We start from the raw sequence: 13,796 nt of genomic DNA, 5'->3' as shown, positions 1-13,796 counted from the left end.
GTACAGTAAATTGATTAAGATACCTTTATTTAAAAATTAATATCTCACAGAATGACAAATTTCTAAAGTTAAACTTTTAACAACAAGAGGTTAATACTTATACAGCCGTATTAATGCTGTACTGTAATATAATGTTTTAGTTCACCTGACCAATATCTTCCTCCCCAATCCTGTCCAACTTGCACATCATACTTACCTGCAGGAAGATTTTTCGTTGAAAAACTCACACGAAAATTACGTGAACCAATACTATGCAAAATATCTTTTCTGGCAATTACTTTACCTTTGTTATTTAATAGAATTACTGAAAAGCCATTATCTAAATCCCTAGCCAAAGTACCCGTAACCACAATGGAAGTAGCTCTTTTCGTATATGTATTAGCATCTGTTTTAAATTTGATTGTACCTTTCGAATCCATAGCTAATGCTTCTGACCCGCCTGCGAAAATGGCAACTCCCAAAAGTACTGCTGTAAACATGGTCATTACTAACTTTTTCATCTTTAGAATTCCTCTTTTCTTTTTAATATTTTAAATCCTCAATTATAATAACATATTTGCCTAAAAAATAGGGATTTTTCCATATATTCCTTCTAAAAAATGAATAAGTATGATAGAAATTTAATAATATTAATGCAAATTAAGATTCTTTTGAAAAATTTCTTGTTTTAATCTATTTGAAATGAAGCTTAAAATTTGAAGTATCATCTATAAAACCTCTGCCAAGGTGTCTAATAAAACCATATACACGAATAAAAGATTACAAAGTGCTAGACAAATACAATTTTAAAAAAATTTTAATTTTCTCTCATTACTCCCCAAGTCTCTATTGAAAAAATTAAAATTTATAAGTTCTTATATTACATGAACCTAATATAGAGTGTTTTCTGAGTTGTAATAATATATTTATACCTGCTTTCAAAATAAAATTGCAAATACCTGTTAAAAAATAGTTGCGAAGAATTCCCGGAACGTATCAAAATATCATGCATAAATGTCTCTTAGCATTCGGAGGAAATCAACAGCCATACTTTCGATATATCTAGAGTCATTCAATTAAATGGAACTTAAAACAATAAAATCCCATCTTTAGTAAACCCAACTTGTATAGAACAATTTCTCCACAAGCCTTTTTGTTTTATTAAGATTCCTTTAATTATTATATTCAGCTTTTAGAAACAGAAAAGAGCTCCCATATACCTAGCTCTGCTTGTTTAGGGAATGTGAGTAATCTTCTTTACATTCTAGTAGGCGGATGTGAGGAGAATTTGTAAGTTGGTTGTATTTTCATAAAGCTAGTGCATTTCTTCCAGTTTATAGTGAGTGATGCAGAATATTTTATCGTTGATATTCAATCCAAGAAACCATCTGTTACGCCCTATTATAATAAATTTATCTTTAGAACTGTCTATCTAAACGGATACCATGAAGATATCCGTGAATATCATTTAATGAAATCAGCAGATTCCTTCATTTCACCATATTAGGGTTTAACTTATTTATGATGAAAAAGATTTATGTATTAATCAATTTTTTAAAACAGTGAACCTCTTTGTACGATTCGCTTAGGCAAATCAAATTCTGCTTATGCCGAAAAGAATTTCTTGTAAAAAAGAAACCGGCCTTTGAAGTCTACTATTTTCAAAATGGATATTCCATTGAGAAATAAAAGGGCTTTTGAGTTTTTGAAAGCTTAGTCTTACTTTTAGTAATCTTTTATAGCATACATCTTAAATAATTTTAGTTTTGACCAAATGTAGGATGGTTATACATAATCGTTACTTCCCGACTAAACCCGCCATCAAAAGGCCTGCTACGATCAATAATAAGAGTAAAAGAATACAGAGTGCTAGGATAAAAATAGAAAGATACTTAGCAATCCCTTTAGGTGCTTTAAATGCTATAATCCCCCCCAAAACTATCCCTAGAATTCCAAGCGCCCAATGGATATAGGGTAGAAAACACAATGTGAATAACAGCATGATAAGTGACACTATCCCTAAATATTTCCTCATGTCTTCCCCTTTCTTTCCTTCCATTAAATCAAAAAGAAAATTGAACTTATAATTTGTTGTATATTCTTAAGATCTTAAAATATAGAGTACCATATTTTTCGAAATGTATGGTACTCCACTCTAAATTATCTATTCACTTGCTACAAGGTCTAGTATTTTATCAGCAAAAGCATTTGCAATAATTTCTCCCTCTTCTTCCGTATAATAAGGGACTTCCATTTGCATTGAACCCCTTAGGGCTACCCTTGCCGCTGTAATATCAGGATTATCTCCAATCATAATATTACTCGCATTCAGTCTCAAATTATTTTCATTACTATTAAATTTATTTTTATAAAATAGCTTATATCTTGAGAAAACAAGACTATTATAATACTCTTGAACTGCATTTAAAATTGGCTTAGTTTTATTATTTAATAAGATCTGTGCGATGTTAATAGCATCGATATCTCCAAGGAAATCCGAATTATCAAAGTTGCCAGCCGATGTTTTTGTACCGATCAAGTCGTAAGCAGCTTTATATGTTCTTGTTTCATTGTCGCCACTATACTTATCTCTATTTTTATATACATCTGCAGCCACAGTAAATAAATCACCACCCCACCCTGCTAAATCTTGCTGTGTAGTTCCAACTAACGGAAGATTCGCATACAATAGAGCAGATAATGTAGCCATAAGATGAGGAAAATCAATAACTTCAGTTTTTGAAACGGGATCAGTTGCATAGACAAAACTATTTTCTCCTACAGCACTAATAACATATTCCTCAAACCCTTTATCAAATTGTCCAGAAGTTAATGTCCATATTAATGATTCATATCTTTTGCGACGATAATAGTTGGTTGTAAGCTTATTCGCTTCATTGATATCATTGTTTGTATATTGAAGGCCTAAAAGTTGAATTTCATATAATTGCTTGTATAGCTCTTGATTGAGATCAGTTGAGAAATCAAGACCTGAAGCCCCGTTATCAAGTCCCGACTTAATATTATTGTCTATTTCAATTTTACTGTCTCCTGAACCAACACTAATAGTTGAAATTTGATCGAATGCCCAATTTTTTGGCAATGGATAGCCTAAATTTGCACTAAATCCCGTGGACATATCACTTACAAAACTGGTTGTTGCCCAGCCTTTCTGCGATACTTGACTGCAAACATTCCGGGCACCATATATTCCAACTTTATAACGATTCCCCAGATATTTCATTTGTTCATTAATGCCCTTAAAGTGTGGAAGAATTTTGTTAGTTATATCATCTCCTAAAGCGTCAAAATCCACGGCAAAATATATTGTTGTTCCATTTTTAAATCCATAATTTTTGGCAGCTGTAAAAGCATCTTGAGCATCTCTTTTTCCTTGAGCCTCACTGAAATGTCTTGAATTATTCCCATAAGTTTGATATATAGGAAAAACAGTTAAACCAGCATTAAAAATAGTTTTTAATTCGCCAGGTTTTATTTTTTTCTCCAATCCTCCTGGAATATCTACAAGATAACGACCAATAGTTTCATAGCCTGCATTTTTTAAAGCTTTAGCTCTAGCAGACGTAACTTCTGTTATACAATCACAAGCTTTTCCTTTACGATTAGGATCTCCTTTACTCTGCAACAAAGAAAGCCAAGTTTGTTTTCCTGTAACTCCATCAGCTGGCAACTTAACAAATTTTTGGAATTCAGCAACTGCATTTTTTAATAGTGTACTGTACTGTCCATTGAATTCTCCTGGATTGAAATCATTTACATATAATGCATATTGAAGGAGCTTAACAAAGTTTGCATTAGTATTTCCTATGCTCAGAGTTGGTAAAAGGTTGGTCGTAGAAGGCCCTATTGATCCCGTTTGTAGAGAGGGAGCAATTCCCTCTTCTGTTTGAATACCGTAAATTAAAGCTTTATTAGTCCCTCTTTGGTAGTAACCATCACATGGTTGGACTCCAGATGTTTTGTAATATTTTGAATTAAGATCTCTTTGCATCTCTCTAATTCTAGAATTACCACCAGATGTGAGCACATAAGCATCCATAGTTAAAAATGCTTTAAATATATAGGAATAAACTTTCCCGTCACGAATAGGCAGTCCCGCATCAGTTTGCAATTTAATTACTGCAGCTTTAGTCCCTTCTCCAAAAGTTCCTGTAAATCCAGTTGGATTGTAACCTTTACAATACATTGCTCCTTGAAGAATTAGTACAATTCTTTTTCCTTTGTCATCAGTAGGAATACGCCCAATTTCCATTTCTCCCCATGATTTGTACGCTACTTCAGTTCCTGGTCCAAAATTATCAGCAGGTGTAGAGATTCCAAGTTCAATTTGCAAAGCCCTAGTTAAAGCATACATCGTGGACCAACCAGTTTTCCCATTTTCAGGGGCTGGAACGAAGCCAGGCTTTCCAGAGTAAGCAGCATTTACCCATAGTTGTACTTTCTGAATCATTTCATCCATTATAGTCACCTCTTTTATAGTATTCATGTCTAGGTGGCAAGCGTATGACAAGAAAACCCTTCTCAGTTGAGAAGGGTTTCATCATAATATGGCAAACTTCATCAATAGGTTTTTTATGCATTAAAATACTTATAAATGAAAAAGGATGCTTCTTCTAAAGTCCAGTAGACTTTTGGAAGCATCCTCAATGAATGTTATTTTTTTGTTATTTTTTCAGCTGCACGGGTGATGAAAAACGGTCAAACCCTTGGTATATCAAAGGTTTTCGCCGTTTGATTACATCATACCGCCCATACCGCCCATGCCGCCCATATCAGGCATTCCTGCGCCGCCAGCGTTTTCTTCTGGCTTGTCAGCAACAACGGCTTCAGTTGTTAACAACATAGCCGCTACAGACGCAGCGTTTTGCAGTGCAGAACGTGTCACTTTGGTTGGGTCAACGATACCTTTGTCGATCATGTTTACCCATTCGCCAGTTGCAGCGTTGAAGCCTACGCCGATTTCTTCGTTTTTGAGGCGTTCAACGATGACAGATCCTTCAAGACCAGCGTTGTGTGCGATTTGACGGATTGGCTCTTCAAGCGCGCGAAGCACGATGTTGATACCTGTTTGAGCATCGCCTTCAGCTTCAACTGCAGCGACTTTGTTATATACGTTTACAAGCGCTGTACCACCACCGGATACGATGCCTTCTTCAACAGCTGCGCGAGTTGAGTTCAGGGCGTCTTCGATGCGAAGTTTACGCTCTTTCAGCTCAGTTTCAGTCGCAGCGCCGACTTTGATGACAGCTACGCCGCCAGCAAGTTTAGCAAGACGCTCTTGTAATTTTTCTCTGTCGAATTCAGAAGTTGTTTCTTCCACTTGAGCGCGGATTTGAGTCACGCGGGCAGAAATTTTGTCTGTTTCGCCAGCGCCTTCAACGATTGTTGTGTTTTCTTTAGTAACGACAACTTTAGAAGCGCGTCCCAATTGAGCGATTTGAGTAGATTTCAGGTCAAGGCCAAGATCTTCTGTGATGACTTCTCCGCCAGTAAGGACAGCGATGTCTTCAAGCATTGCTTTACGGCGGTCACCGAAGCCAGGAGCTTTAACAGCCACTGCGTTGAATGTGCCGCGAAGTTTGTTCACAACAAGTGTTGCAAGTGCTTCGCCTTCAACGTCTTCTGCGATCAGAAGCAATGGTTTGCCTTGCTGAACAACCTGCTCAAGCACAGGAAGGATTTCTTGAATGTTTGTGATTTTTTTGTCTGTGATTAAGATGTAAGGATTGTCAAGAACCGCTTCCATCTTATCAGAGTCAGTTACCATGTAAGGAGACGCATATCCGCGGTCGAACTGCATACCTTCAACAACTTCAAGCTCAGTTGTGAAGCCTTTAGACTCTTCGATTGTGATAACGCCGTCGTTTCCTACGCGCTCCATTGCTTCAGCGATAAGGCTTCCGACTTCCTCATCAGCAGCAGAGATCGCAGCAACCTGAGCGATAGACTCTTTGCCTTCGATTGGCTTAGAAATTTCTTTTAAGTTTTCGATCGCAACCGCTACAGCTTGTTCCATACCTTTACGCACGCCTACAGGGTTAGCGCCTGCTGTTACGTTTTTAAGGCCTTCACGGATCATTGCTTGCGCAAGAACTGTCGCAGTTGTTGTACCGTCACCGGCAACGTCGTTTGTTTTGCTGGCTACTTCAGCAACAAGCTTCGCACCCATGTTTTCAAACGCGTCTTCGAGTTCGATTTCTTTAGCAATTGTTACACCGTCATTTGTGATTAACGGAGAACCGAATTTTTTCTCTAGAACCACGTTGCGTCCTTTTGGTCCTAAAGTTACTTTAACAGCATCAGCAAGTGCATCGACACCGCGAAGCATTGCGCGGCGGGCTTCTTCACTAAACTTAATATCTTTTGCCATGTTTACAGTACCTCCTCGAATTTTTAAATGTTTTTATTTAAGAATTAGCCAATAACAGCTAAAATGTCGCTTTCACGTAAGATTAAGTATTCAGTACCTTCGTATTTCACTTCAGTACCTGCGTATTTTGAGAAGATAATGCGGTCGCCCTCTTTTACTTCTAAAGCAACGCGCTCTCCGCTTTCTAACACGCGACCTGAACCAGCTGCCACGATTTTGCCTTCTTGCGGTTTTTCTTTTGCAGAATCCGGCAACACAATTCCGCTGGCAGTTTTTTCTTCAGATTCTACGAGTTCAATGACAACGCGATCACCTAATGGCTTTAACAATGTAATAACCTCCTCAATAGTATGAATATGTAATTTTAGCACTCAGCACTAAAGAGTGCTAACACAATTCTTATAATAAAGAATCTCCCTTCCAATTTCAAGTGATAAGATAAAAAATTTTTCACGCTTACATCATTCTTTTCAGCTCCCTTTTCCGTTAGCTTTTTTCACCCCCGTACCGATTATGTTACAATAGCTGTAGATGAACGAAACCCACTTAACAAAGGAGTACATACCATTTGAGAAAACAGTATTGGTTTATTATTTTGACATATATCATCATGCAGTTTTCCGCATTAATCGCGATTCCCTTGTTATTTAAATTCGGTTATGCCGGAGGACAGCCTACAGATGAAAATATGCTGCATGCACAAGGATTATGGTCCGTTATCAGCTTTATCGCCTGTCTCGTTGTTGTTCTGCTCATTCTGAGAACCGTTCCGAAAGAAACACTGCGAAACGGACAGAAGGACTCAATCGGACTTTCTATCCTTTGGGCGATAACCGGTTTTTTCATTGCCCTTTTCTCTCAAGGAATAGCAGGCTCTATTGAATACTATGTATTTGGCATCGGAAGAGAATCAGAAAATACACAAGCGATTCTGGATGTCATTCAGGCAGTCCCGCTCATGATTATCGTTTCTTCAATCATCGGGCCTATATTGGAAGAAATCATCTTCAGAAAAATCATTTTCGGGACGCTGTACGAAAAAACGAATTTCTTCTTCGCCGGACTGATTAGCTCGGTTATTTTCGGTATTGTTCACGCTGATTTGAAGCATCTTCTTCTATATACAGCAATGGGCTTCACCTTTGCCTTTTTATATGCGAGAACAAAACGGATATGGGTACCGATTTTCGCCCATTTAATGATGAATACATTCGTCGTCATCATGCAGCTTGAGCCTGTTCAGAAATACCTTGAACAGCAGAGTACACAAATGCAACTGATTATTGGAGGATTATTTTTATGAGAAACCCGGTAGTTTGGGGAATGATCTACTTTGCCGTAGGGTGCATCTTTACTTATCTTGCCGCAAGCTCGCCAGGCAGCATGTGGTCATTTTACTCCATCCTGCTGATGGTGTTCGCCGCTTACAACATCAGCATTTCTTTTAAGATGTTCGCCTTTTCATTTAAAATCAAAAAGAACCAGAAATAAAGAAAATCCATTTCTCGCATGAGAAATGGATTTTTTATTATTGCCCGGAAGACACGTCCTGATCGGCAGCACTGCTTTTCTGCGCTTTCCGATAAGCGGTCTTCGATATCAGAATACTGATTTCATATAAAATTAAAAGCGGGACCGTCACCATCATATGGGACAGTAGCTCAGGCGGTGTAATCAGGGCAGCGATCACCAAGAGCGTAAAATACGCATACTTTCTGATTTTCGCTAAAAACATCGGTGTCACAATTCCGAGCCTGGTCAAAAACATGAGAATGACCGGCATTTGGAACAGCAATCCAAACGGAATCGTCAGCTGCAGAAGAAAATGAAAATATTCATTAATTCCGATCACCTGATTGACATTCAAGTCCTGAGAGATCCGCTTCATAAAATCAACAACAAAAGGAAATAAAATATAATATGAAAAAGATAAGCCCGCTAAAAACAGCAATATAGAGATCGGAATGTAGCTGAGCGTTACTTTGCGCTCCTTCTCATAGAGGCCCGGGCTCACAAATGCCCAAAGCTGATAAAGAATAACCGGCGAGGTCAGGACGATGCCGATGATAAACGCAAACTGCATAAACACATAAAGCGGGTCTGTCAGGTTAAACGCGTTAAGCGTAAGCTGCTTCGCTTCATCTGTTTCTTGCAGATACACAATAATCGGCTTCGCTAAAAAAAATCCAGCAATAAAGAAAACGACAAACGCCAGCGCTACAATCAGCAACCGTTTTCGAAGCTCAGCAATATGCTCCAGCAGCGACATTTGATTCACTTTCATTCGTGTCATCCTAACTTACTGATCTTCTTTCTTTTTTTCCTCTTCATCACTCGTTAATCCTTTAGTAGCGTTTTTGAATTCACGAAGTGTGTCTCCGGCTGCTTTGCCCAATTCAGGCAGCTTTTTGGGACCGAAGATAATCAGAGCAACGATTGCGATAACAGCAAGGCTTCCAGGGCCGATCGGCATATTTGGGCTCCTCCTTTCCCTCTATTCGATTTCCTCTAAAACTGAATAATGCTTCAAGAAATAAACCAGTGACTGAAGCTCAACTGCTAAATCTATATGATGAATTCGAATGTGTTCCGGCACATTCAAACGGGCCGGCGTAAAATTAAGGATTCCCTTGATTCCTAACGCAACCAATCTGTCTGTAATGGATTGAGCGGCAACTGCTGGCACTGTAAGAATGGCAACTGATTCATCTTTTACGTGTTGTTCAAGGTCATCAAGGTTATAGACGGGCACGCCGCCTACCTCAGTTCCTATTTTACTCTCATTTATATCAAAAGCCATAGAAATTTTTGTGTTATTATTTTTTGTGAAATTATAGTGAAGAAATGCCGTTCCCAAGTTCCCGACACCAATCAAAATGACATCAGTCATCTCATCCTGATCAAGCGTTTTTCGAAAAAAAGACAGCAAATAATCCACATTATATCCGTATCCTTTTTTGCCAAGAGCTCCAAAATAGGAAAAATCCCTCCGAATCGTGGCAGAATCAACCTTTACGGCATCACTGAGTTCAGCGGATGATACACGCTGTTTTCCTGACGCATGCAGATTCTTTAAAAAGCGATAGTAAAGCGGCAGCCGTTTCGCCGTCGCCTGCGGAATTTTTGATTGATCCTTATTCATTTTTGGTCCTCCAAATTATACTCGGATAGTTCTCTTTTAAAGTCACCGTTTTTCCCGCCTGTCTTCTCAAGCAAGAAAGTAGGACCGATGACCATTCCCTTATCAAGGGCCTTGCACATATCGTAAACGGTAAGAGCGCACACCGATGCAGAAGTGAGCGCTTCCATTTCCACACCTGTACTCCCTTTCGTTTTGACCTGTGCTTTTATATGAAGTATAACTTCTGCTTCTTTTATTTTCCAGTCAAACGATATATCTACCCCGCTCAATGAAAGCGGATGGCACATTGGAATGATATTCGACGTTTGCTTTGCGGCCATAATGCCTGCCACCTGTGCGACAGCCAGTACATCTCCTTTGCCGATATCGTGACTCTGTATTTTCTCGTACACCTCATTCTTCATGTGTACGCTTGAAACAGCCGCCGCAGTACGGACAGTCGAAGATTTTTCGCTGATATCCACCATCTGGGCTCTGCCTTGTTCATTAAAATGAGAAAATCCATTCATATTAAAACGCTCCTTAAACAGATCATACACTATTTTCTTCTCTATGTCTTATATGGCCAATGTATTGTTTGCTGACTTCTGGTTCATAAGCTACACTTAACTTATTATAACAGAGGTGAAATAATATGATGATCTTACAAGTTAATCAGCTGTCCAAATCGTTTGGTGCTGATACTATTTTAAACAATATAAAGCTGGAAGTCAGAAATCGTGATCGTATCGCCATTGTAGGAAGAAATGGCGCCGGAAAATCCACGCTCCTTAAAATTATCGCAGGCCAGCTTTCGTATGAAAAGGGCGAAATTATTAAACCGAAAGATACTACAATGGGATATCTCGCCCAGCATACTGGCTTGGATTCTAAGCTTACCATAAAAGAAGAGCTGCTGACTGTTTTTGACCACTTAAAAGCAATGGAAAAGGAAATGCGGGCTATAGAAGAAAAAATGGCGGCAGCTGACCCGGGTAAATTAGAAAGCATCATGAAAACCTACGACCGCCTTCAGCAGGAATTCAAAGATAAAGGCGGCTATCAATATGAAGCGGATGTCAGATCTGTGCTGCATGGCCTCGGCTTCAGCCATTTTGACGATTCTACACAGGTTCAAAGCCTCAGCGGAGGCCAAAAAACAAGACTGGCTTTAGGTAAGCTTCTGTTAACACAGCCTGATTTACTCATTCTCGATGAGCCGACAAACCATCTGGATATTGATACGCTTACGTGGCTTGAGCATTATTTACAAGGCTATTCAGGCGCCATTCTCATCGTTTCGCATGACCGCTACTTTTTGGACAAAGTGGTAAACCAGGTATACGAGGTATCAAGAGCCGAAAGCAAAAAGTATCACGGCAACTACAGCGCTTATCTCGACCAAAAAGCCGTGCAGTATGAAAAGGATCTTAAACTGTATGAAAAGCAGCAGGACGAAATCGCAAAGCTGCAAGACTTCGTAGACCGAAATCTGGCGAGAGCCTCTACCACCAAAAGGGCGCAAAGCCGCAGAAAGCAGCTTGATCGAATGGAAGTCATGTCAAAACCGCTTGGCGATGAAAAATCCGCAAACTTTCATTTTGATATTACAAAACAGAGCGGAAATGAAGTCCTCCGTGTTCAGGATCTCACAATCAGCTATGAAAACCAGCCGCCGCTTTTAACAGAAGTGTCATTCATGCTGACAAGAGGAGAAAGCGCCGCGCTTGTCGGCCCTAACGGAATTGGTAAATCGACATTGTTGAAAACATTAATAGACACCCTAAAACCAGATCAAGGAACGATCTCATTCGGCTCAAATGTCAGTGTCGGCTATTATGATCAGGAACAGGCTGAACTGACTTCCTCTAAACGTGTCCTTGATGAGCTGTGGGACGAGTACCCCGGGCTCCCAGAAAAAGAAATCAGAACGTGTCTCGGGAATTTCTTATTCTCCGGAGATGACGTGCTGAAACCCGTCCATTCACTGAGCGGGGGCGAAAAAGCAAGATTGGCTCTAGCTAAGCTGATGCTTCAAAAAGCTAACTTTCTCATCCTTGATGAACCGACAAACCATCTGGACTTAGACAGCAAAGAAGTTCTCGAAAACGCGCTGATTGATTATCCAGGCACACTGTTATTTGTCTCACATGACAGATATTTTATTAACAGAATCGCCACAAGAGTGCTGGAGCTTTCTTCAAGCCATATAGAGGAGTATCTGGGAGATTACGATTATTATACAGAGAAGAAAACAGAGCAGCTTGAATTGGAGAAAATGAATCAGCAAGAGGAAACTGAAACAACGCCAGCTGCAGTGAAGTCTGACTCCAAACGTTCCTACGAGGAAGAAAAAGAATGGAAAAAGAAAGAGCGCCAACGACTTCGTCGAATTGAAGAAATTGAAGCCACTGTTCAGAGCATTGAAGAAAACATCAGCCGCAATGATGAATTGCTATGTGATCCTGAAGTCTATCAGGATCATGAAAAAGTACAAGCTATCCATGCAGACAATGAGAAACTCAATCAGGAGCTGGAATCCCTTTTGTCCGAATGGGAAGAACTATCCACAGAAGAAGATTAAAAAAGTCAAGCACCTCTTTTCAGGGGTGCTTTTTATCCACAGAAAATAACCTTATAAACAGATGAAGTAAGCGCTTTATACACATTATCCACAAAATATTCTGAATTTATCCACTTGATTAACAGTAACTTCAGCCCTTTATCCATCTATATCTCTATAATTGCTCACAGATATGTGGATAAATTGTGAATTATCTGTTAATAACAAATAAAAAGTCTCACGCTATTATCTCGTGAGACTTTGATAAGAAGTCAATTCAAGGCCAGGCTGCCCATTCATATCGTATGCACCGCGAATACCCTTTTCAAAAGCAATTGTGCCAGCGGCAGCAATCATCGCCGCATTATCTGTGCATAACGCTAACGGAGGAATGACAAGCGAAACCCCTTCGTGCTGGGCAAATTCCTTTTCTAATGCAGCTCTGAGACCTCTATTTGCAGCTACTCCACCAGCTAAAAGAACCTGTTTGACACCATATTCCTTTGCTGCGCGTGCCGTTTTGGTCACCAAGACATCGATCACACTATTTTGGAAGCTGGCAGACAAATCTTCCGGAGCAATCTCTTGCCCTTTTTGGGACGCATTATGAAGCGTATTGATCACTGCAGACTTCAATCCGCTAAAGCTGAAGTTGTAAGAGCCTTCTTCAAGCCATGCGCGAGGAAGCGGAATATTGTCATTCCCTTTTTCAGCTAGCTTGTCAATTTGCGGTCCACCTGGATATGGCAGACCCATCGTCCGCGCCACTTTATCGTAAGCTTCTCCTGCCGCATCATCAAGGGTTTCCCCAATGACTTCAAATGATCCATGTTCCTTCATATAAACCAGTTCTGTATGGCCTCCAGAAACGACCAATGCCAGTGCCGGGAACACGATGTCTTCTACAAGACGGTTCGCGTATATATGACCAGCTATATGATGAACGCCTACTAACGGAATGTTATGTGCAAAGCTCAATGCTTTAGCGGCATTCACTCCAATAAGAAGCGCTCCCACCAGTCCCGGACCTTCCGTGACTGCAATCGCATCAATATCCCTATACGTCATGCCAGCTTTGCGAAATGCCTCTTCTATAACCAAAGTGATTTGTTCAACATGATGTCTTGAAGCTATTTCCGGAACGACGCCTCCAAAACGCTTATGACTTTCAATTTGAGAGGCTACTACGTTTGAAATGATCTCTTTTCCATTTTTCACAATAGCTGCCGCAGTCTCGTCACAGCTTGTTTCAATTCCTAATACGTACATGTCTTTTTGCTCACTCATTTATCGTCACCCACATAATTAACGCATCTTCCCCGTTATCAGTATAATAGTTCTTTCTTATTCCGCCGGGCTGCATCCCGAATTTCTTATATAAGCCTTGAGCAGGATGATTCGAAACCCTCACTTCAAGCGAAAGCCGTCTTGCGTCTTTTTCTTTGCACAGTTCAACAGCTGAGCGAAAAAGCGTTTTTCCTAAAGACTGGCCGCGATACTCTGGTTTTATCGCTATATTTGTAATTTGGGCATCGTCCATCACAATCCAAATCCCGCAATACCCAGCTAGATGGCCGTCCTTTTCAATCACGAGATAATGAGCATACGGGTTTTCCAGCAGCTCATGATAAAACGAATCCTTCGTCCAAGGAGACGTAAAGGAGGATGCTTCGATTTCGTATACGTGATCTATATCCTCAAGCCGCATATTTCTGACCGCTGCTTTTGTTTTCATCCTATCA

General features: G+C 39.9%; 13 protein-coding genes. 3 read left to right on the top strand and 10 right to left on the bottom strand.

Annotated elements, in window-relative coordinates; all coding sequences use genetic code 11:
- Positions 1–110: 110 nt before the first annotated feature.
- The 4 genes from JQX68_RS03470 to groES form a co-directional block, all read right to left on the bottom strand.
- Entirely contained in the window at positions 111–500 is a 390-nt protein-coding gene (locus JQX68_RS03470; RefSeq protein WP_040083983.1) for a hypothetical protein, read from the bottom strand.
- 1,643 nt (positions 501–2,143) lie between these two features.
- On the bottom strand, positions 2,144–4,459 hold the full coding sequence (locus tag JQX68_RS03465; protein ID WP_147772982.1) for a glycoside hydrolase domain-containing protein: 2,316 nt from the start codon (positions 4,457–4,459) through the stop codon (positions 2,144–2,146).
- 276 nt (positions 4,460–4,735) lie between these two features.
- Positions 4,736–6,370, bottom strand: a complete 1,635-nt coding sequence (gene groL, locus JQX68_RS03460; protein WP_069840090.1) for a chaperonin GroEL — start codon at positions 6,368–6,370, stop codon at positions 4,736–4,738.
- A gap of 44 nt (positions 6,371–6,414) precedes the next feature.
- On the bottom strand, positions 6,415–6,699 hold the full coding sequence (gene groES / locus JQX68_RS03455; RefSeq protein WP_003155970.1) for a co-chaperone GroES: 285 nt from the start codon (positions 6,697–6,699) through the stop codon (positions 6,415–6,417).
- Between the two features lie 239 nt (positions 6,700–6,938).
- Between groES and JQX68_RS03450 the strand changes: the two genes are divergently transcribed.
- Together JQX68_RS03450 and JQX68_RS03445 are read left to right on the top strand one after the other, a co-directional pair.
- On the top strand, positions 6,939–7,673 hold the full coding sequence (locus tag JQX68_RS03450; protein WP_040083987.1) for a CPBP family intramembrane glutamic endopeptidase: 735 nt from the start codon (positions 6,939–6,941) through the stop codon (positions 7,671–7,673).
- Positions 7,670–7,861, top strand: a complete 192-nt coding sequence (locus tag JQX68_RS03445; protein ID WP_003225680.1) for a YdiK family protein — start codon at positions 7,670–7,672, stop codon at positions 7,859–7,861. Before JQX68_RS03450 ends, JQX68_RS03445 begins: the two co-directional genes overlap by 4 nt.
- 37 nt (positions 7,862–7,898) lie before the next feature.
- Here the strand turns inward: JQX68_RS03445 and tatC are convergent, their stop codons facing one another.
- From tatC to moaC, 4 genes are read right to left on the bottom strand one after another with little or no spacing between them, the layout of a single operon-like run.
- The gene (tatC, locus tag JQX68_RS03440) at positions 7,899–8,663 is read right to left on the bottom strand and encodes a twin-arginine translocase subunit TatC (RefSeq protein ID WP_080478173.1); all 765 of its coding nucleotides are present in this window, start codon (positions 8,661–8,663) and stop codon (positions 7,899–7,901) included.
- A 6-nt stretch (positions 8,664–8,669) separates the two neighbouring features.
- Positions 8,670–8,843 (bottom strand): sec-independent protein translocase protein TatAY, encoded by a 174-nt coding sequence (gene tatAY, locus JQX68_RS03435; protein ID WP_003234072.1) that lies wholly within the window; start codon positions 8,841–8,843, stop codon positions 8,670–8,672.
- A gap of 21 nt (positions 8,844–8,864) precedes the next feature.
- Positions 8,865–9,512, bottom strand: coding sequence for a redox-sensing transcriptional repressor Rex (locus JQX68_RS03430; protein ID WP_003234073.1), 648 nt, complete (start codon positions 9,510–9,512; stop codon positions 8,865–8,867).
- Positions 9,509–10,021: a cyclic pyranopterin monophosphate synthase MoaC gene (gene moaC / locus JQX68_RS03425; protein ID WP_003243499.1), complete on the bottom strand. Its 513-nt coding sequence runs from the start codon at positions 10,019–10,021 to the stop codon at positions 9,509–9,511. Before moaC ends, JQX68_RS03430 begins: the two co-directional genes overlap by 4 nt.
- A gap of 125 nt (positions 10,022–10,146) precedes the next feature.
- Between moaC and JQX68_RS03420 the strand changes: the two genes are divergently transcribed.
- On the top strand, positions 10,147–12,075 hold the full coding sequence (locus JQX68_RS03420; RefSeq protein ID WP_147772981.1) for an ABC-F family ATP-binding cassette domain-containing protein: 1,929 nt from the start codon (positions 10,147–10,149) through the stop codon (positions 12,073–12,075).
- 225 nt (positions 12,076–12,300) lie between these two features.
- Here the strand turns inward: JQX68_RS03420 and tsaD are convergent, their stop codons facing one another.
- Positions 12,301–13,341: a tRNA (adenosine(37)-N6)-threonylcarbamoyltransferase complex transferase subunit TsaD gene (tsaD, locus tag JQX68_RS03415; protein ID WP_014663007.1), complete on the bottom strand. Its 1,041-nt coding sequence runs from the start codon at positions 13,339–13,341 to the stop codon at positions 12,301–12,303.
- Positions 13,334–13,789 carry a ribosomal protein S18-alanine N-acetyltransferase gene (gene rimI, locus JQX68_RS03410; RefSeq protein ID WP_147772980.1) on the bottom strand — a complete coding sequence of 152 codons (456 nt, stop codon included), beginning with the start codon at positions 13,787–13,789 and terminating at the stop codon, positions 13,334–13,336. The genes tsaD and rimI overlap by 8 nt, the downstream gene beginning before the upstream one ends.
- Positions 13,790–13,796: the final 7 nt, after the last annotated feature.

Origin of the sequence: Bacillus sp. LJBS06 (genome assembly GCF_016924995.1) — a bacterium.
Taxonomy (GTDB): Bacteria; Bacillota; Bacilli; order Bacillales; family Bacillaceae; genus Bacillus; species Bacillus stercoris.
This window is presented reverse-complemented; position numbering and strand designations above follow the sequence as displayed.